The organism is Methylophaga muralis (genome assembly GCF_001720165.1).
GTDB lineage: Bacteria > Pseudomonadota > Gammaproteobacteria > Nitrosococcales > Methylophagaceae > Methylophaga > Methylophaga muralis.
This window is the reverse complement of the sequence record NZ_MCRI01000001.1, coordinates 19,524-38,351: the sequence shown is the minus strand read 5'-3', so window position 1 is coordinate 38,351 and position 18,828 is coordinate 19,524. Positions and strand designations below refer to the sequence as shown.

General features: G+C 45.1%; 17 protein-coding genes. 6 read left to right on the top strand and 11 right to left on the bottom strand.

Features of this window, described 5'->3' with window-relative positions; genetic code table 11:
• Positions 1–94: 94 nt before the first annotated feature.
• Both gatB and A9E74_RS00195 read right to left on the bottom strand, forming a co-directional pair.
• Positions 95–1,537 carry an Asp-tRNA(Asn)/Glu-tRNA(Gln) amidotransferase subunit GatB gene (gene gatB / locus A9E74_RS00200; protein ID WP_069294664.1) on the bottom strand — a complete coding sequence of 481 codons (1,443 nt, stop codon included), beginning with the start codon at positions 1,535–1,537 and terminating at the stop codon, positions 95–97.
• Between the two features lie 46 nt (positions 1,538–1,583).
• A complete protein-coding gene (locus A9E74_RS00195; protein ID WP_069294663.1) occupies positions 1,584–2,240 on the bottom strand; it encodes a histidinol-phosphatase in 657 nt (218 codons plus the stop codon).
• A 147-nt stretch (positions 2,241–2,387) separates the two neighbouring features.
• On the opposite strand from A9E74_RS00195, the gene A9E74_RS00190 reads away from it, so the two are divergent.
• On the top strand, positions 2,388–2,900 hold the full coding sequence (locus A9E74_RS00190) for an RNA pyrophosphohydrolase (RefSeq protein ID WP_084002776.1): 513 nt from the start codon (positions 2,388–2,390) through the stop codon (positions 2,898–2,900).
• Here the strand turns inward: A9E74_RS00190 and argA are convergent.
• Positions 2,897–4,192 carry an amino-acid N-acetyltransferase gene (gene argA / locus A9E74_RS00185; RefSeq protein ID WP_069294661.1) on the bottom strand — a complete coding sequence of 432 codons (1,296 nt, stop codon included), beginning with the start codon at positions 4,190–4,192 and terminating at the stop codon, positions 2,897–2,899. The two genes, A9E74_RS00190 and argA, sit on opposite strands and share 4 nt — an antisense overlap.
• A gap of 121 nt (positions 4,193–4,313) precedes the next feature.
• Here argA and ilvD point away from each other — a divergent pair, with 121 nt between their 5' ends.
• Positions 4,314–6,167, top strand: a complete 1,854-nt coding sequence (ilvD, locus tag A9E74_RS00180) for a dihydroxy-acid dehydratase (protein ID WP_069294660.1) — start codon at positions 4,314–4,316, stop codon at positions 6,165–6,167.
• Positions 6,168–6,239: 72 nt separating this feature from the next.
• Here ilvD and A9E74_RS00175 read toward each other — a convergent pair whose 3' ends face one another.
• From A9E74_RS00175 to A9E74_RS00160, 4 genes are read right to left on the bottom strand one after another with little or no spacing between them, the layout of a single operon-like run.
• Complete coding sequence (locus A9E74_RS00175; RefSeq protein ID WP_069294659.1) at positions 6,240–8,024, bottom strand: ABC transporter ATP-binding protein; 1,785 nt, start codon at positions 8,022–8,024, stop codon at positions 6,240–6,242.
• Positions 8,025–8,084: 60 nt separating this feature from the next.
• Positions 8,085–8,846 carry a heme ABC transporter ATP-binding protein gene (locus tag A9E74_RS00170; RefSeq protein ID WP_069294658.1) on the bottom strand — a complete coding sequence of 254 codons (762 nt, stop codon included), beginning with the start codon at positions 8,844–8,846 and terminating at the stop codon, positions 8,085–8,087.
• 8 nt (positions 8,847–8,854) lie between these two features.
• A complete protein-coding gene (locus tag A9E74_RS00165; protein WP_069294657.1) occupies positions 8,855–9,916 on the bottom strand; it encodes a FecCD family ABC transporter permease in 1,062 nt (353 codons plus the stop codon).
• Positions 9,913–10,785, bottom strand: a complete 873-nt coding sequence (locus tag A9E74_RS00160) for a heme/hemin ABC transporter substrate-binding protein (RefSeq protein WP_069294656.1) — start codon at positions 10,783–10,785, stop codon at positions 9,913–9,915. Before A9E74_RS00160 ends, A9E74_RS00165 begins: the two co-directional genes overlap by 4 nt.
• 226 nt (positions 10,786–11,011) lie before the next feature.
• Between A9E74_RS00160 and A9E74_RS00155 the strand changes: the two genes are divergently transcribed.
• The 3 genes from A9E74_RS00155 to A9E74_RS00145 are packed head-to-tail and all read left to right on the top strand — an operon-like array spanning position 11,012 to position 13,994.
• The gene (locus tag A9E74_RS00155; RefSeq protein WP_069294655.1) at positions 11,012–13,024 is read left to right on the top strand and encodes a TonB-dependent hemoglobin/transferrin/lactoferrin family receptor; all 2,013 of its coding nucleotides are present in this window, start codon (positions 11,012–11,014) and stop codon (positions 13,022–13,024) included.
• Between the two features lie 14 nt (positions 13,025–13,038).
• Entirely contained in the window at positions 13,039–13,440 is a 402-nt protein-coding gene (hutX, locus tag A9E74_RS00150; RefSeq protein ID WP_069294654.1) for a heme utilization cystosolic carrier protein HutX, read from the top strand.
• Between the two features lie 8 nt (positions 13,441–13,448).
• On the top strand, positions 13,449–13,994 hold the full coding sequence (locus tag A9E74_RS00145; protein WP_069294653.1) for a HugZ family pyridoxamine 5'-phosphate oxidase: 546 nt from the start codon (positions 13,449–13,451) through the stop codon (positions 13,992–13,994).
• 45 nt (positions 13,995–14,039) lie between these two features.
• Here the strand turns inward: A9E74_RS00145 and A9E74_RS00140 are convergent, their stop codons facing one another.
• Positions 14,040–14,717: a TIGR04211 family SH3 domain-containing protein gene (locus A9E74_RS00140; protein ID WP_069294652.1), complete on the bottom strand. Its 678-nt coding sequence runs from the start codon at positions 14,715–14,717 to the stop codon at positions 14,040–14,042.
• 154 nt (positions 14,718–14,871) lie between these two features.
• On the opposite strand from A9E74_RS00140, the gene A9E74_RS00135 reads away from it, so the two are divergent.
• A complete protein-coding gene (locus A9E74_RS00135; RefSeq protein ID WP_256369469.1) occupies positions 14,872–15,312 on the top strand; it encodes an arsenate reductase ArsC in 441 nt (146 codons plus the stop codon).
• 1 nt (position 15,313) lies between these two features.
• On the opposite strand, the gene A9E74_RS00130 is transcribed toward A9E74_RS00135, so the two are convergent.
• The 3 genes from A9E74_RS00130 to A9E74_RS00120 form a co-directional block, all read right to left on the bottom strand.
• Positions 15,314–17,104: a GGDEF domain-containing protein gene (locus A9E74_RS00130; RefSeq protein WP_069294651.1), complete on the bottom strand. Its 1,791-nt coding sequence runs from the start codon at positions 17,102–17,104 to the stop codon at positions 15,314–15,316.
• Positions 17,105–17,241: 137 nt separating this feature from the next.
• A complete protein-coding gene (locus tag A9E74_RS00125; protein ID WP_218104263.1) occupies positions 17,242–17,835 on the bottom strand; it encodes an inorganic diphosphatase in 594 nt (197 codons plus the stop codon).
• Between the two features lie 25 nt (positions 17,836–17,860).
• Positions 17,861–18,811 carry a ParB/Srx family N-terminal domain-containing protein gene (locus tag A9E74_RS00120; protein WP_069294649.1) on the bottom strand — a complete coding sequence of 317 codons (951 nt, stop codon included), beginning with the start codon at positions 18,809–18,811 and terminating at the stop codon, positions 17,861–17,863.
• Between the last annotated feature and the right edge of the window lie 17 nt (positions 18,812–18,828).

Genomic DNA, 18,828 nt, shown 5'->3' with positions numbered 1-18,828 from the left:
ATTCAAAATGTGAACTGATTTGCACAAATCCGGGGCATAAAAAAGCCCTGAACACATCGTTGCGTCAGGGCTTTTTAAAAATTAAGCCAAAAAGCTAGCCAGCGAGTTTTTGTTTAAGGATGTCATTCACCTGACCTGGATTGGCTTTACCTTTCGAGGCTTTCATCACTTGTCCAACAAAAAAGCCGAATACTTGCTCTTTACCATCACGATATTGTTGTACTTGCTCTGGATTAGCGGCAATCACTTCATCGATCATTGCCTCAATTGCACCGGTATCAGTCACTTGTTTAAGACCTTTGGATTCGATAACGGCATCGGCATCGGCACCTTCACCGTTCCAGATAGCTTCAAATACCTGCTTGGCGATCTTGCCAGAGATGGTGTTGTCCTGAATACGTAACAACACACTGCCAAGCTGCTGGGCAGAAACTGGAGATTCAGTGATCTCCAAGCCAGCTTTATTCAACGCACCGGAAAGATCACCGATAACCCAGTTGGCACATTGCTTTGGATCTTTATTGCCAGTGGCGGCCAATACGGCTTCAAAATAATCAGCTAGTTCGCGACTGCTGGTCAACACACTGGCATCATATTTTGATAAACCCATGTCATTGACGAAACGATCGCGTTTTTCATTCGGCAGTTCTGGCAACGTGGCACGGACCTGTTCGAGCAGTCCTTCATCCAAAACTAATGGCAATAAGTCAGGATCCGGGAAGTAACGGTAGTCGTTTGCTTCTTCCTTGCTGCGCATCGACCGGGTTTCATTTTTATCAGCGTCATACAAGCGAGTTTCCTGGACGACGGTGCCGCCAGATTCAATCACATCGATCTGCCGTTCAACTTCGATATTGATGGCACGTTCGACGTTACGGAATGAATTGATGTTTTTCAGCTCAGCACGGGTGCCAAATTTTTCCTGACCTTTAGGGCGTACGGAAACGTTGGCATCACAGCGGAAAGAACCTTCCTGCATATTGCCGTCACAAATTTCCAGATAGCGCACCAATGAGTGGATTTTTCTCATATAGGCAACGGCTTCTTTAGCACTGCGCATATCAGGCTCGGAAACAATTTCCAGTAATGGCGTACCGGCACGATTTAAATCAATACCGGTTTGACCGTGAAAATCTTCATGTAAGGATTTACCTGCATCTTCTTCGAGGTGGGCGCGAGTGATGCCGACAATTTTCTCGCTGCCATCTTCCATTTCTATCGTGATTTGGCCTTTGCCAACTACTGGCAATTCAAACTGGCTGATTTGATAGCCTTTAGGTAAGTCTGGATAGAAATAGTTTTTACGGGCAAACACCGAGCGATCAGCAATTTCAGCATCAACGGCTAGACCAAATTTAACCGCCATTCGTACGGCTTCTTTGTTCAACACCGGCAGCACGCCCGGCAAGCCCAGATCAACTGCACATGCCTGAGTGTTGGGTGCCGCACCGTAAGCAGTGGCTGCTCCGGAGAAAATTTTTGTTTTGGTTGCAAGTTGGGCGTGGATCTCTAACCCGATAACAACTTCCCATTCCATAATTGCCGGCCTGAATTTAAGTGATTAAAACCCCGAATTGTAGCAATTATTCACGCAGACTGAGAATTTTCCAGTCGCGTTGACGTGCAACTTCCGCCAATTTGTCATCCGGATCTACCGCTATAGGCGTGTCGACCTGCTCCAGTAATGGCAGATCATTATGTGAATCGCTGTAGAAGTAACTGCCATCCAGGTTGTACTCATGTTCAGCCAACCAATGTTGCAAGCGGGTTACCTTGCCATGTTGGAATGACGGCACACCCCGCACTTGACCGGTATAGCGCCCATCGATCATTTCAGGATCAGTGGCAATCAGGTTGTCGATACCTAACAGTTCAGCAATGGGCGTGGTCAAAAAACTATTAGTCGCGGTGATGATTAGCAGAATGTCATCTTGCTGGCGGTGATGTTCAATTAATTCACGACCTTTTGGCAGAATGATCGGCAGGATTTTCTGCTGCAGGTAATCAGCGCGCCAGTTGAGCAAATCTTGCATGCTGTTATTGGCTAGCGGTTCAAACACAAACTGCAGAAAGGCATTAATATCCAGCTGTCCTGACTGATAGTCATGATAAAAAGCCAGATTGGTGTCGTGATAGCTCTGCGGATCAACGATGCTATTTTCCGCCAAATAGCGCCCCCACAAATAATCACTGTCTCCACCAAGTAAGGTATTGTCTAAATCAAATATTGCTAAAGCCATTGTAACTGGTCATGTCCCGATAAAATGAGTGCGTATTGTAAGACAAAATGCGTTGCATCCTCATGTCTCATTCACTAATCTAAACTTATTATAAATAATTATGCTGGCGGCCCGTACTTACCGTTGCCCCCGGCGAGAGATTGAACCGTGATAGACAAAGATGGCTTTAGAGCCAATGTGGGGATAATCCTCTGCAATGAACTCAACCAGGTGTTGTGGGCACAACGTGCTCAACATGACTCATGGCAGTTTCCCCAGGGCGGCATTAAATTTAATGAAACGCCAGAGCAGGCTGCCTTCCGTGAATTGACGGAAGAAATCGGCTTGGGGCGTGAACATGTTGAGTTATTGGCCACTACTCGTGGCTGGTTGCGTTACCGCCTGCCTAAACGTTATCTGCGTTATGGCAACAAACCATTGTGTATCGGTCAGAAACAACGCTGGTTTTTAATGCGTTTTACTGGTGATGAAACCGATGTGCGGTTGGATCTGCATGAAAAACCCGAGTTTGATGATTGGCGCTGGGTCGATTATTGGACCCCGGTCGAGGAAATCGTATTTTTCAAACGTCGGGTGTATGAAAAAGCCCTTCACGAGTTTGCCCCATTATTGTTTCCCGAATATCGAAAACGCGCCGGTAAGCCGGATTCTAAAAGTTAAGTCAGCAATTTTTTAAATACGCTGGAATTACGTTGATAATTGTATAAAGCCTGCTTTTGCATCGGTAATTCACTGATAGCAGACGGTTGAAATCCATGTTCAATAAACCAATGAGCAGTCTGAGTCGTCAGTACATACAGGCTGGTCCAGCCAGACGCTTTGGCTTGTTTTTCCAACATGGACAATAACTGTTTGCCACGACCTTGATGACGATAATCTGGTGAAATCGCCATACATGCCAATTCTGCAGCATTATTTTCAGGGTACGGATATAACGCGGCGCAGGCGACTACCGTGCCATCACGTTCCATCACGGTGAAATGTTCAATTTCCCGTTCCAGCAATTCCCGAGAACGTTTGACCAACACACCGCTCTGTTCCAGTGGTTGTAATAATTCCAGAATGCCGCCGACATCCTCAATAGTGGCCTGACGAGTGGTTTCAAAGGATGTCGCACTAATCAATGTGCCTACACCGTCACGACTGAATAATTCCTGTAACAACGCGCCATCAACAGATCTATCAAGTAAATGCACCCGGCAGACTCCGGCTTCACAGGCAGTGACCGCAGCATTTAGCGATGGATGATCATAATCTTTGACTTGCTGCAGAGTAATTTCACGCGGCAAATCGGCATTGCTTTGGCCAATAAAAATCAGTTTATCAGCCTGCAATCTGCTGGCTACCGCAGTAGCAATGGCTTCAGCTGATAAATTAAAGATCTCTCCAGTAAGCGAATAGCCTAAAGGCGGCAGCAACACTAAATTGCCATTGCTTAATTGTTGTTGAATACCTTCAGCATCAATACGTCTGACCTCGCCGGTATGTCCCAGATCGATACCATCAATAATGCCGGCAGGGCGTGCGGTCACAAGATTGCCACTGACACAACGGATCCGTGAATCGGCCATCGGTGTGTGTGGTAAACCAAAAGAAAGTTTGGATTCAATGGCGATGCGTAAATCACCTACGACAGCACGAGCAACTTGCAGACTGGCATCATCGGTTATACGCAAGCCGCGATGATATTTCACAGCTATATCAAGCTTTTCACATTTCGCTTCAATTTGAGGGCGGGCTCCGAAAACCAGTACTAGTCGGATATCCAGGCTATTGAGTATCGCCAGATCGTGAATCAGATGATCAAAGTTATCCGCTGCGATAGTTTCACCATCAAAAGCAATAACAAATGTCGCACCACTGTGCGCATGAATATAGGGCGCAGCGGCCCTGAACCACGAAGTTGTGGTGGCGAAATGCGCGTCAGTCGGTTGTTGTGATGATGAATTCATAGTGCCTTTTTATCGTAGTCTCAACATGCTTGCCAAGTTGCGTGTAAAATCTCTCGAATAATCTGGTAAATGTCTATTGTTTTATAGTGAACGCCAGTCTGAATTTTGTTGGAGAGAATCAATGCCTGAATATCGTTCAAAAACTTCTACAGCCGGCCGGAATATGGCGGGCGCTCGTGCTTTATGGCGGGCCACCGGCATGAAGGATGATGATTTCAGCAAACCTATTATAGCGATTGCGAACTCATTCACACAGTTTGTGCCAGGTCATGTTCACCTAAAAGATCTCGGTCAGTTAGTCGCGCGTGAAATTGAACGGGTTGGCGGTGTTGCGAAAGAATTCAACACCATTGCTGTCGATGACGGTATCGCCATGGGTCATAGCGGCATGCTTTACAGCTTACCGTCGCGTGAAATTATCGCCGACTCGGTTGAGTATATGGTTAATGCTCATTGCGCCGATGCGCTGGTGTGTATTTCCAACTGTGACAAAATCACTCCAGGCATGTTGATGGCGGCATTGCGTCTAAATATCCCGGTGGTATTTGTTTCCGGTGGCCCGATGGAGGCCGGTAAAACCAAATTGGCAGGTCTGGATGTAAAACTCGATTTGGTCGACGCTATGGTTCAGGCAGCAGATGACAGTGTCAGTGATGAAGATGTTGCCCAAGTTGAGCGCAGTGCTTGCCCAACCTGTGGTTCTTGCTCTGGTATGTTCACAGCCAACTCAATGAATTGTCTGACCGAAGCTTTGGGCTTGTCGCTTCCTGGCAATGGTTCTCTACTGGCAACACATGCTGATCGCCGCGAACTGTTTCTGGAAGCGGGTCGTCGTATCGTCGATTTGGCCAAACGTTACTACGAAAATAATGAAGAAGATGTGTTACCGCGTTCAATCGCCAGCAAGGCCGCATTTGAAAACGCCATTGCCTTGGATATTGCTATGGGCGGTTCAACCAACACCGTTCTACATTTATTGGCTGCCGCGCATGAAGGTGAAGTAGATTTCACCATGGCGGACATTGATCGTATGTCGCGCAAGATCCCCAATCTTTGCAAAGTTGCTCCAGCCACCAATAAATACCATATGGAAGACGTACACCGTGCCGGTGGTGTTGTGGGCATTCTGTCAGAGTTGGCAGCGGGCGGTTTATTGCATACCGACGTTCCAACTGTTCACAGTAAAACGCTCGCTGAAGGTTTAGCGTTATGGGATGTCGCTCGCACTGATCATGAACCAGCTTTACAACGATATCTGGCAGGTCCTGCAGGTATTCCTACCCAAACAGCTTTCAGTCAAGACTGCCGTTGGCCGTCATTAGATGTAGATCGTGAAAATGGCTGTATCCGCAATATTGAAAATGCTTACAGTAAAGACGGCGGTTTGGCTGTTTTGTACGGTAATTTGGCGGAAGAGGGCTGCATTGTTAAAACCGCCGGTGTGGATGAATCGATTTTGAAATTCTCCGGTCCAGCGCGAATTTTTGAATCTCAGGATCACGCGGTGACGGCCATTTTGACTGAACAGATCCAAGCCGGTGATGTGGTATTGATTCGTTATGAAGGCCCGAAAGGCGGGCCGGGTATGCAGGAAATGTTGTACCCGACCAGTTATTTGAAATCCAAAGGACTTGGCAAACTTTGTGCGTTGCTAACTGATGGACGATTCTCCGGTGGTACGTCCGGTTTATCCATTGGACATGCTTCTCCCGAAGCTGCGGAAGGCGGCAACATCGGCCTGGTCGATGAAGGCGATATTATTCATATCGATATTCCTGGCCGCAGCATCAATGTTGAATTGACTGATGCCCAGTTGGCAGACAGACGTATCCATATGGAACAGCGTGGAGAAATGGCCTGGAAACCGGTTAATCGCGATCGTAAAGTGAGTGTTGCTCTGCAGGCTTATGCGGCCCTGACCACCTCCGCGGCCAGAGGCGCAGTGCGTGACGTTGAGCAGTTAAAACGTCGCTAAGGGATTAAAACAATAACCACAGAGACACAGATATATTATTTAACCCTGTGTCTTTGTGGTTAATTCTAAAACTTAAATCTGCTGAGCGTAGAGTTTCTGATAAATGCCATGTTGCTGAATCAGACTGTCATGATCACCATCAGCAATGATTTCACCGCCATCAAACACCACAATACGATCTGCCTGGCGAACAGCACTTAACCTATGCGCGATTATTATGGTTGTGCGGTTTTTCAGATAATCCGCCAAGGCAATATGCAGATGATGTTCGGTATTGCTATCGAGTGCTGACGTGGCTTCATCCAGAACTACTACACTTGGATTCATTAATGCCATGCGTGCCACAGCAAGTCGTTGACGTTGTCCGCCTGAGAGTTTGACACCTGAACGTCCAATTAGGGTATCCAGACCTTTCGGCATAGCTTGAATGACATCCTCAATCTGTGCGGTTTGAATCGCCTGCCAGATAGCCTCATCAGAATAATGACGTCCCAGCGTAATATTTTCCCGCACTGAATCGTTAAATAGCGCCGGATGTTGTAACACTGTTGCCACATGTTCGCGCACACCTTCCAAGCCAATATCACTGACCGGCACATCATTGAAATACACCATGCCCTTATCAGCCGGATACAGCCCCAGTAACACATTGACCAGTGTGGATTTACCGGCACCGCTAGCCCCAACCAGAGCCACTTTCTCTCCAGCTTTGATTTCCAATGATACCCCACTTAACACCGGATTATTTTCGTCATAACTAAAATGCAGATTTTCAATCCGAATACTGCTGGCTTGGCCATCAACAAACGGATTGGTTTTGGCCGGATAAACTACTTCCTGCTTTAAAGAAAATAATTTGTTCAATCTGGAGACTGCGGCGCCAGCAGCGTAATAAGCATACTGAATATTCAACACTTCCTGCACTGGTCCCATCATGAACCACAGATAGCCAAACACCGCAAACATCTGGCCGATACTCAGATCGGAAAACACCACCATCCACATGCTGACAGCGCGAAACACATCAAAACCAAACAGAAAAATAACGAAGGAAATACGATTTGCCGCATCACTTTTCCATGCGTAACTGGTGGCATGTACTCGCACTCCTCGAGCACGATCGATAACCCGCAGAAAGTAATGCTTTTCACGATTGGCGGCACGGATCTGCTGAATGGCATCAAGTGTTTCGGTCAGACTTTGCTGAAAAATCTCTACGGCGGTGTTTTCATTTTTCTTCAGGTCTTTAACTTGTTTGCCCACTCGCATAGTGAAATAAATCACCAGCGGATTCATAAACAGAATCAGTAAAGCCAGTTGCCAGTGTAGAAACAGCAGAATCACCGCAGTACCGATAATACTCAGCACCGCCACGATAAAACGGCTGATAGTGTTGCCGATAAAGTTATCAATGACCTCGATATCAGTAACAAAATGCGAGGAGATACCACCACTGCCGCGGGTTTCGTATTCACTAATGGCGATTTTGCCCAGCCGTTTGATCAGCTGGCGGCGAATTCGAAAGGTAATGCGTTTGGCAATGATAGTGAAATAGCGTGATTGCAACACGTTTAAAACCAATGAGGCCAAACGTAATACCAGCGTCAGAATTAACATGGCGCTGATAAACAGAATTGGCCCGTGCCACTCTTCAGGTGTGAATGAGGAAATAAATGCGACGGCAGCGCCTGGCTGATTTAGCAACACTTCATCGACCATTATGGGGAGCAATAATGGCACTGGAACCGCACAGATGGTGGCAATAAATGCGATCAAGTTGGCTTTGATCAGATGCTTTTTGTAACTCAACGCTTGTTTGAGTATGCCTTTAAGCTGATAGCTGGTTTCTGTGCTCATGGATGTTAATCAATTCTTTACGGTCGGTAGGCAGCAATGCAACGGGATCTTGTGCCGGCATTAGACCAGTATTTGCTGGCCCTGGCTGTTGAAAAACAGCTCCGGCTGATAACCCCATATTTTCATTACTGTTTCAGGTTGAAGCACCTGCGGTGGTGATCCTTGGGCGACGAGTTCACCCTGATGTAAAAGCCACACTTTGTCAGCATACCGACTCGCTTGGTTCAGATCATGCAAAATACTGATCACTGCGAAGCCATTTTGCTGACAAAGCGATTTTACCAAATTCAATAACTGATGTTGCTGACCAAGATCTTGGGCTGAAGTCGGTTCATCAAGTAATAACAATGGCGCATGTTCCGCCTGAGACAATTGCAATAACACTCGGGCCAATTGTACCCGTTGTCGTTCACCGCCAGATAAGCTGGTGTAAATTCTGTCGGCAAATTGCCAGGTATCGGTGGCCTGCATCCATTTTTGAACGGCATTCTCAATATCACGACGCTTTAAGCTGAGTGGCGTAGCGCCAATCGCGACAACTTCTTGAGCTTTAAATGGAAACGATAACTGACTGGCCTGCGGTAATACGCCAAGATGTTTGGCCAGTTGTTGTCTGGACCATTGCTGTAACGATTTATCATGCAGATATATCTGGCCTTGATTGGCAGGCCACTCTCCACAGATAGTTTTGATTAAACTGGATTTACCTGCCCCATTGGGACCTAAAACTGCCACCAGCTCGCCGGAAACCAAACTGGCTTTTGGCAAACTCAGAATTTGTCGATGGTCCTGAGTGACAAGTAGATTTTCGATAAAGAGCATAGGCAGGCTTATAAAGTACTGAGTCGTTTACGTTGTTGGATCAGCAAAAAAGCAAAGAAAGGCGCACCGATTAATGCGGTTACTAAACCTACCGGTAATTCTGCTGGTGGTAATATCACCCTGGCGCCAATATCTGCCATCAGTAATAAAACCGCCCCAGTGAGCGCCGATAATGGCAGTAATACTCGGTGGTCTGGGCCCATGGTCATACGCACCAGATGTGGCACCACCAGACTGATAAAGCCGATAATGCCGGTGGCTGAAACGGCAATGCCAATGCCGATTGCGGTGACCACAATCAATTGCAGTTTTAATTTTTCGACATTAATTCCTAGATGGCGGGCTTCGGCTTCCCCCAACAGAAAGGCATTTAATGCCGGTGCTTGAGTTTGGTAAAACATCAATAGACCAAGACAGGTCAGTGCCGACAGCCAAATAGATATGCTGTTTGCACCATTCAACGAGCCCATGCCCCACAAAGTCAGCTCTCGTAATGCCATATCATTGGCAATATAGGTCATAAAACCAATAATCGCCCCGCTGAAAGCCGCAATGGCTACCCCTGCCAACAACAGAATTAATACCGATGTGCCACCATTCTGCGATTGTGCCAATCGATACACCAGCAAAGTAGTTATCAAACCGCCAAGAAATGCTGCTATGGGAGTCGTTAGATAGCTGAGTGAAGCAGGTAACAGCACAATGGCAATGGCAGCGCCCAGTCCCGCACCCGATGACACGCCGATAATGCCAGGATCGGCCAGGGGGTTACGAAATAACCCCTGAGTGACGGCACCACAAAGCGCTAATAAAGCTCCGATAAAGATAGCGAGCAGGGTTCTTGGCCAGCGTAATTCCCAAATAATAGCTGTTTGGAAGGCATTAAGCTGACTGAAATCACTACCGAATAATTTGTCTAGAATGCTCAATAAACTTTGTTTGGCAGGTAACGTCATTGGCCCAAGCATGATTGATAGCAACACACTTACCATCAACAACAGACTCATCATTAGCCAGATGCTCCGCCGCCAGCCATTCAGGCTGGCAGGTAAATATTTGGCATAACTCATTTTGCTGAGGAGTAAATGATGGTTGCCAACTTATCGGCTTGTTGCACGGCGGTTATGCTGAGTCCAGCAATTAACTTACTGGCATCAATACTGATAATGCGGTTTGTTTGACCGGCAGAGGTGTTGTTAAGCAAAGGATAACGTGTCAATAATTGTTCCGTTTCAGGGGCGCCATTACCACGCCTGCCAACCATAATGACATCAGGATTCATAGCCAGAATAGATTCCAACGAGACTGACTGATAACCATTAAATTCGCTGATATTTTGACCATCAAGTACATTGATGAGGGCATGGCCAACAGTGTCACGTCCAGCCTGTGATAACCCCCGATCATTCAAATCCAGCAGAAACACCATTTTTAAATTTGTTCCATTGAGATGATCGGTGATGGCGGTTTCCATTCGTTGAATATCGTCAATTAATTGCTGACCGGTTTTTTCACGATCCAGTGCTCTGGCTAAGTGCTGAATATTACTGCGCAGGTCCGCAATGGTTTGCGGACTGTTGAGCTGGATAAAGTTAATCTTTGCATTTTGAATGGCTTTTACAGTGGGGGCGGGCCCGGTATGGTCGCTGCCCACAATCAAATCTGGTTGTAACGATAAAATCGCTTCGGCCGACAACGCACGGTGATAGCCGAGTTGTTTAACATTCTGACTTGTGAGTAATGGCTCACTGGTGATATCAGTGGCGATAATTTTGGATCCGGCACCCAAGGCCAGCAAAATTTCTGTGGCATTGCTATCGACACTGATGATTCTCTCGGTATGAACCGGCTCAGCCAAAGTAATTTGAGCAGTTAATAGTAATAAAACGCCGTAAAATAGTTTTCTCGTATTAAGACGAGAAAATTTAGATTGAGACATGAACAACTCCAAGCAGGGTAAATCAGTTTCGGGCTCGTTATTTAAGAGCGCCATTAGCAAGTGCAGAAGTTTAACCACAAATAAATAATTTGTTAAGTTAAATCTAAATGATAATTGTTATTATTTACATGTTGTGTAGGGTGTGATAATTTCCCCAGCCTGATGCAGTAATTCTTATCTGCAAATCAATTTTTTGAACGTTAAGGCGATCTTTACTGAGGAAATAATGAACACACAACGTAAAACCCTCCCTACCCTGATTCAGTCTGTGCTTTTGCTTAGTCCACTATTGGTATCAACAAGCCACGCCCAAACGCCTCTGGAAATGGAAGAAATCAAGATCACTGCAACACGTAATGCAGAGCAATCTGTAACACCGAGTCGTAATATCACAGTGATTGATAAAGCTGAATTGGAACAAATTCAGGCGACTTCTGTGCCCCAAACAGTTGCCCATCTGCCCAATGTCACGCTGAGTGGTGGCCCAAGAGATGATGTGCAGAATGTGAATATCCGTGGCTTGGGAGATACTCAGGTGTTACAGCTGGTGGATGGGGTCAGACAAAACTTTATGTCAGGCCATCGCCCGACCTATTTTCTGGACCCGGAATTAATCAAAAGTGTTGAAGTAGTGAAAGGGCCGAGCAGTGCGTTATGGGGCTCTGGCGCGCTTGGCGGCGTGATTTCACAAAACACGATTCATGCAGCTGATTTGTTGGGAACAAAGGATTTTGGCGGTTTTATCAAGCAGGGCTATCACAGCAACAGTGATAAATGGTTGACCACAGCGGCACTGGCTGGACGCTTTGAGAATCTCGACTGGCTAGTTTCCAGTTTTTATCGTGATGGTAATGATATAGAACTGGGCAATGGTAAGAATCTGGAGGGATCTGCAGCACGTGATAAAGGCGTGATGGCCAAAGTTGACTGGTTTATTGATGATGCTCAAACAGCGACATTTAACATTCGTAGTTCTGAAGTGGCTGGAGAAGTTCCCTCAAATGGATCGGCCAATATCGATTCCCGAAACGTTATGATTAACCGAGAAAACCAGACCGATCATGCTTCGGTTGATTATCGTCTGAATCCAGGCAGTGACTGGCTTAATGCCCAGTTGATGTTGTACTGGAATAATACCGAAATGCAGGAATATCGTTTATCAGATCGTCGAGCTGATAATACTGAAATTGAAACATTGGGCTTGAATCTGAATAACCGAACTGAGCTGGGCAATATCAGTTTTATCTATGGTGTTGATGGCTATCAGGATAAATTGTCTACAGCGCGTAGTGGTATTAATCGACCAACTCCGATGAATGCAACAACTGAAGTTTGGGGTGCGTTTACTGAAGTACATGTTCCTCTTGCAGAAGCCTGGCGACTGGAGTTGGGAGGGCGATATGACTACTTCAGTACTGAAGCCAGTAATAGTGATGAAGATCGTAGTAATAATGCCTTTTCACCTTCGGCAGCTATGGTGTGGCAAACCACGGAGAAGTTGAATCTGACATTACGTTACGACGAAGCTTTTCGGGCTCCAAGTGTAGAAGAGCTTTACACTTCAGGTACTCACTTTTGTTATTTTGGCAACATTTGTAACACGTATATCCCGGATCCCAATTTAAAGCCTGAAGAATCACGCAATTGGGAGTTTTCAGCGGATTACAACTTGCAAGCTGTCTTTAGAGAAAATGATCGACTTAATTTAAGAGCAGATATTTTTTATAACGAAGTAGATAATTTTATCGAACAAGAGTTGACCAATTATGCAGTGATATTTGGAAGCCCGTTCGCTTTGAATACTGAATATAGCAACGTTGACGAAGCTCGATTAAAGGGCTTTGAGCTGACATTTAATTATGGTCTAAATGATTTTAATGCTGCCTTGTCTTACGGACAGACTCGTGGTGAAGATAAACAAACAGGTGAGAAAATCAGTGGTATTCCGGCAGATAAATGGGTATTGGATCTGAGCCAGCGTTTTGTTAATCGCAGTGTAAAAACCGGGCTGAGGGTCAGTCATATCGAGGCGCAGAATCGTACCCCGTCCGCAGATAGTCGTGATTATGATCGTTATACCCTGGCCGATATCTATGCGACATGGGAGCCGGTCACTATGCCCAACCTTAAGTTGGATCTCAGCCTCAATAACCTGACTGATCAATATTACCGAGTGGCGTTTCAAGAGCTGTATATGCCGGGACGTGATGTAAGATTAGCCGTACGCTATCAGTTCTAATGCGGAGTAGATTTATGCAACAGGAACCAGCAGTAACACCAGTCTCAATAATGCCGGGACAAAATGCCCAACAATTACTGGAACAGATCTGTGATTGGGGGCCGATGACTACTATCGTTATTCATGGTGGTAGCGTGTTTGAGTTTGGCGGTCCTTTTCCCCGTGGCAGTGTGGCCGAAGGTTTCTATAACCTGCAGGCGGATGGTCATGGCTTTCATGGGCATTTGAATCTGCAGAAAGTTGAGCAAATCAGCTTCCAGACCAAACCCCATCGAGGTCGCGAAAGTTATGCCTTTGTGTTTGAAGATGCCAATGGGGATGTGATCTTCAAAGTGTTTCTCGGTCGTGATGAACAAGGTGAATTAATCACCTCACAACGCGAAAAGTTTTATCAGTTAATGCAGCAATTTCAATAGGCACTAAGATGAAAAATAAAGGTTTGGAACAACAAATCAGTGATGAAATCATGATGATGGTTAACAGTCGTAAAACGCTGATGCTGTCGACTCTTGATGAAAATAATCACCCCTATGCATCTTATGCGGCATTTGCGGTAGGGCGTGATTGTCTCTATGTATTACTTAGTGATATTGCTGTGCATGGAGTGAATCTACGGATTCATCCACAAGCATCGGTGCTGATTATTGAAGATGAAGATTCAGCTATCGAGTTATTTGCCCGCTTACGTGTGACTTATCAAGTTGAAGCTGAATGGATTGAAGTCGATTCAGATGCGTGGCATGTGGGAATTGCTTTGTTAACGGAACGTCATGGACAACGCATTACCAATTTGAGCCAGTTAAGTGATTTTCGTTTATTTAAACTGAAGCCGAAAGGGGGACGTTATGTGAAAGGTTTTGGTAAGGCCTATCAGATTGATGGCGGAACCTTGGCGGGTGAAAATCTGCAACATTTACGTGATGGTCATACAAAACGTGAAGTAATCATCACGCAAAACGAATCTTCATAATCAACAAAGCGCCGCGGTTTATCGCGGCGCTTTTGTAATGAGGGTTTAGAAATTACCCCACGAGCTTTTCTTACGCATTCTCAGGCTAGGCATTACCAGACCAATCAGCATGCCTCCAAATAACACTGCTGCACCAATCAAAAACCAGTTTTTTGCATCATTGTCTTTCAGGGTGTTGTTTTCGATAACGATGGATTGAATTTCATGATCAATTTGTTGCAGACGTTCTTTTAACTGACGATTTTCATTTTCCAACGCTACTGCATTAGAGGCGGTACGACGTAAATCATCCAGCTCTTTACTGAGGCGTTGCGCCGTTTCTTTAAGTGACATATTTTGATCATCAGCTTCTGAAGTTTGTGAGCTGAGTTGAGCTAATTCTTCTTTATAACTGGTGACTTCCAGTTCAAGGTTGGCAATACGCTGTTCTTTAGCGGCTAATTGTTCACGCGCGCTTGGATTATTGTTTAAGTAACGTGATAACACCCAGCCTTCCACACCGTCACTGGTACGAACTTTTGAATACCCGGAAGGATCATTTTCCAACACTGTAAGCTCTGTGCCGGATTTCAGCATTTTTCGAATACCAAATTCCAAGCCCTGACCATTGCGCATAGTGATTTCAAGTTCATCAGAAACGTAGCGAGTTGTTTGCGCGGCACTGATCGACGGTAATAACATTGGAGCGGCAATTAGCAACAAGCTGAAAATAATTTTTTTCACGTGTGGATCCGGTAATAAATTAAAGCGACATTCTAGCAGAAGGCGTGCAGCTGATTTCAAGTGCAGTTAAGAATCATTAGCAAGCTTTAATGCGTGTTAATCGCTTTGTCATAAAAGCTTGCTAGGCTGGGCGGTGAAATAAAAGAGGTAGGTTATGGAAACGTTCAGAATCATGTTTTTATGTACGGGAAATTCGTGTCGATCGCAAATGGCAGAAGGCTGGGCTAGATTTTTAACTGGCGATGATATTGAGATACGTTCTGCCGGTATTGAAGCTCATGGTCAGAACGCTCAGGCCATCAAGGTGATGGCGGAGGTCGGTATTGATATTTCGCAACAGGAATCTATTCGGGTCAATGGCGAAATGTTGGAGTGGGCAGATCTATTGGTCATCCTCTGTGAAAATGCCGATGAACAATGTCCTATCGTCAGTCCGCATACTTTGCGTTTACATTTGCCACTGACTGATCCAGCGAAATATCGTGGAACGGAAGAGGAAATCCTGGCTGAATTTCGACTTACCCGTGAAAAAATCAAACAACGCGTCAATTATGTGTTGCAGCAATTAAACAAATCTGTGGTGAATGGCCGATAAATCAGCTCACCTGAGCGAGTGGCTGACAATCTGACAGTTTGAGTTGATACAAACTGTTGCCGGAAATCTTCTTCGCCTTGGACTTCGCTTTGGTGGCATGTTCCGCCAAGTCTGTCTCATCTCTTAGATAATCAAAATCACTGATGGTTACTGCACCGATTGATAAGCTCAACAGCGGGTAGAACAACTGATGTCCATGCCGATCTTGAGCATGAATACCGCCTTGTTGCAGATGTTCTGCGGTATAAAGTTCAACATATAGTGATTCAAATGCACTCAGCATTTTCTTGCAACGGCTCCGCCAATCCTGACTGTCAAAAATTACAATAAAATCATCACCGCCTACGTGACCCAGAAAATCTATTTCTTGATCAATATGTTGGCTCAATATTTTGGCCGTTTTATTAATGACTTTATCGCCTTTGTTATAGCCATAGGTGTCGTTATAGGGTTTGAAATTATCCAAGTCAAAATAACATACCGTGGAATGACGTTTCTGTTGTATGGCTTGTTGTATATGTTCATTGAGTGGCACGTTACCTGGCAATCCACTGAGAGGATTGGCATGACGGGCAATGGTTAGTTGCAAGTCGGTAATTTGTCGCAGCAAATCCATCAAACTACCAACACCTCGATAATATCCTTGCTCACAAATGATAAAGACACTGTGCTGCTGTGAAGAATCCTGACTGGTGATTTGCTGACTTAGGTTTTTTAACGGCATCGAGGTTTCGGCGATGATCGGTTTTCTGTCCATAAACAAATGAATGGGTTTTCGACCATGCAGATCCCGACCATAACGGCTGGCATATAGCGTCATAAATTCATCCCGCCACACCATGCCGGCAATGCTGTCGTTATCGTTTAATACCGGTAAAGACGCTAATTTCACCGCATTCTGAAAACGTTCACCGACATGATTTACATCATGATAAGTTCGAACCGGAGTGAGTTGGGTCAAAAGACTACCCACTAATGAATCTGAGCGCGGTACGCCAGATGGAATGTTTTCTCGGGTTTGCCGTTTCGCAAATAACGCTGGTGGCAGTTCTCGTTTAGGTGTGGTCGTTGGCCTGGCAAAGTAATAGCCTTGGGCAAAATGCATTTCCATCGATTGCGCCACCAGATATTCTTCACGCACTTCAACGCCTTCGCCTATTACCCGGCAATTACTGCTGAGGGCAATATCAATCATTGATTGCACAAATTGTTTTTTCTGCTGATCTTCATGGATATTCTGCATGAAGTGCCGATCCAACTTAACGTAATCGGGCTTTAATTCTGACCAGGTCCGTAGCCCGGAATAACCTGCGCCTAAATCATCAATCGCGATAGAAAATCCCATATCACGATAGTGTGCGGTGGCTTCACGCATCAGATCGTAATCATCAATCGGATATTGTTCAGTTAATTCTATAACCACTTGTTCAGCAGGAATTCGGGCTTTTTTCAGAAATTTTGCCGTCAATCCATGCGGGTAATCTGGTTGTAACAACGCTGCCGGAATCGTGTTAATAAATAATTTGGCGTTTAGGTTTAACTCACCAAAGCGGTAAATGGCGACTTCTCTACACAGCAGATCCAGTTCGGCCAGACGCCCATGACGACTAGCTGCATCGAAAAGGTTTATCGGTGAATGTAAAACACTGTCAGATGGACCGCGGATCAGAGCCTCATAGCCATATATTTGATGGCTCTTTAATGAAACAATCGGTTGGAAAATAGGTGTGAGTGCCACCGTGGCGAGAATGTCTTCCAATGACTTAAATTGTAATAGTTCTTCTTGAGTCATATTGAATCCGGAAAATATTTTGCCAAGGACTCATCAATTAATGAGATCTTTAAAAGGGGATAACAAAGAAAAATGACGGCGTAACAGAATCCTGATATTTGCTGGGAGTCAGCGTTACGCCATCATCAGTCTAAAAATTAGTTCAAGCTGTTTTGATAAGCATTCATCGCTTGTTTCAAGACATCCATTGCTTCCTGGTGATCAGCAAAACCTTGTGCTTCCATGCCGCCATTTGGGCCTTTATAGTTTTCAAACCAGAGACGAACGATTTCTGAAACTGCCGGAAATTCTTCATCCAGTTGTTTCATTGATTCGATGTTAGCGAAAGGGCTATCCTCTGTGATAACAGCAATCAGTTTGTCATCCTGTTCACCACCATCCAACATTTTTAATACACCAATCAGACGCACTGACAAGACTTCGCCACGCGGGATGGACTGACCCAGTACCAAAACATCTAATGGGTCGCCGTCACCACCCAATTCTTTAGGCATCGCTGTACCGGGGATGGTGCCGTAATTACCTGGATAACCCAAGTAATTCACAATACGTGGTTTGTCATTTTTTAATTCCCAGATAACTTCCTGAGTATTATCTTTATTCATTTCCCATTTGGCTGAAGTTCCTGTTGGAATTTCAATCAGAGCATTCACTTCACCCTCGACATTAATGGCGGGAACCGCCATTAAGTCTTGAGTTGAAGATAAGGTGAACGAATCAGTAAGTTGCATGATATGGCTGTAATTAACTGCTTTATCAAAACTCAGACCAGCACCAGTCATTTGTTTTTTTATAGCGCAGCATATAATCCACTTTCTTATTCGCACGGAACAGTTTTTCAAATTCCTTTTTATCAAAACCTTCGTACTGACCCATGTGGCTAGGCGATTTTGCCAGACCACCTACACTATTACCTTTCACTGCCAGAATGGCTTCGGCAACATCTTTAACGGCCTTTTTATAGCCTTTCATCGAGTTCAGATCATATTGGCTTAAATCAACCTTTGAATAGATCTCTTTACCCCAATAAAACTCCACAAAGTTGATGGCTGGCTTAGGTTTATCCCAGGCAATTTCACGGGCAAAGTAAACCAGTGAGCGATAAAGATTGTTGTGAAAGTTCTCCAAACCCAGACTCTCTGGGAGGGCGCTGTGCTCCATTGCTTCAAACTTATCGTCATACAACCATAAGTTGTTTTCCGCTTGCATCTTGCTCCAGAAATCATCCATCGACGCTAAATCACGATAATCGTCAGCGACTACTACGTGGACTTCAAAGTTGGCCCCACCATCCGGCATATGCCAGAACACATTGAACGTATGATGACCATCGGTCAGATACAAACCGTTATCTGGTCCAATCACCACGGTTTTCATATCTTTAGTGGCTGTACCAACTGGATCAGTACATTCGAATGAGCCTGCGATAGCTACATTAGATTTTGCTGAAAATTCTTTAATGGCTTTCTGGCCATTGGCTTCACAAATTTCATCAAATTTCTTTTCGGTATCGCCTTCATAACGGCCCAGTTTGTAAAAAACCTGGTCATAACCGACAGACGCTTGCGTCGGTTTAAGTTGATGTAATTGAACTGGAATAACATCACCTTTTTTGACTTGAGCGAGATGATCGTCAGCAAACACCAAGCTGCTGAATAAACTCAGGCCGGTTATCGATAACATCACTAAACGTGACATAGCATTCATAAAACACTCCGCTTAAA

Coding starts and splice junctions, on each gene's coding strand:
- gatB (WP_069294664.1), bottom strand. CDS start 1,537: ATGGAATGGGAAGTTGTTATCGGGTTAGAGATCCACGCCCAACTTGCA.
- A9E74_RS00195 (WP_069294663.1), bottom strand. CDS start 2,240: ATGGCTTTAGCAATATTTGATTTAGACAATACCTTACTTGGTGGAGAC.
- argA (WP_069294661.1), bottom strand. CDS start 4,192: ATGAATTCATCATCACAACAACCGACTGACGCGCATTTCGCCACCACA.
- ilvD (WP_069294660.1), top strand. CDS start 4,314: ATGCCTGAATATCGTTCAAAAACTTCTACAGCCGGCCGGAATATGGCG.
- A9E74_RS00175 (WP_069294659.1), bottom strand. CDS start 8,024: ATGAGCACAGAAACCAGCTATCAGCTTAAAGGCATACTCAAACAAGCG.
- A9E74_RS00170 (WP_069294658.1), bottom strand. CDS start 8,846: ATGCTCTTTATCGAAAATCTACTTGTCACTCAGGACCATCGACAAATT.
- A9E74_RS00165 (WP_069294657.1), bottom strand. CDS start 9,916: ATGAGTTATGCCAAATATTTACCTGCCAGCCTGAATGGCTGGCGGCGG.
- A9E74_RS00160 (WP_069294656.1), bottom strand. CDS start 10,785: ATGTCTCAATCTAAATTTTCTCGTCTTAATACGAGAAAACTATTTTAC.
- A9E74_RS00155 (WP_069294655.1), top strand. CDS start 11,012: ATGAACACACAACGTAAAACCCTCCCTACCCTGATTCAGTCTGTGCTT.
- hutX (WP_069294654.1), top strand. CDS start 13,039: ATGCAACAGGAACCAGCAGTAACACCAGTCTCAATAATGCCGGGACAA.
- A9E74_RS00145 (WP_069294653.1), top strand. CDS start 13,449: ATGAAAAATAAAGGTTTGGAACAACAAATCAGTGATGAAATCATGATG.
- A9E74_RS00135 (WP_256369469.1), top strand. CDS start 14,872: ATGGAAACGTTCAGAATCATGTTTTTATGTACGGGAAATTCGTGTCGA.
- A9E74_RS00130 (WP_069294651.1), bottom strand. CDS start 17,104: ATGACTCAAGAAGAACTATTACAATTTAAGTCATTGGAAGACATTCTC.
- A9E74_RS00125 (WP_218104263.1), bottom strand. CDS start 17,835: ATGCAACTTACTGATTCGTTCACCTTATCTTCAACTCAAGACTTAATG.
- A9E74_RS00120 (WP_069294649.1), bottom strand. CDS start 18,811: ATGAATGCTATGTCACGTTTAGTGATGTTATCGATAACCGGCCTGAGT.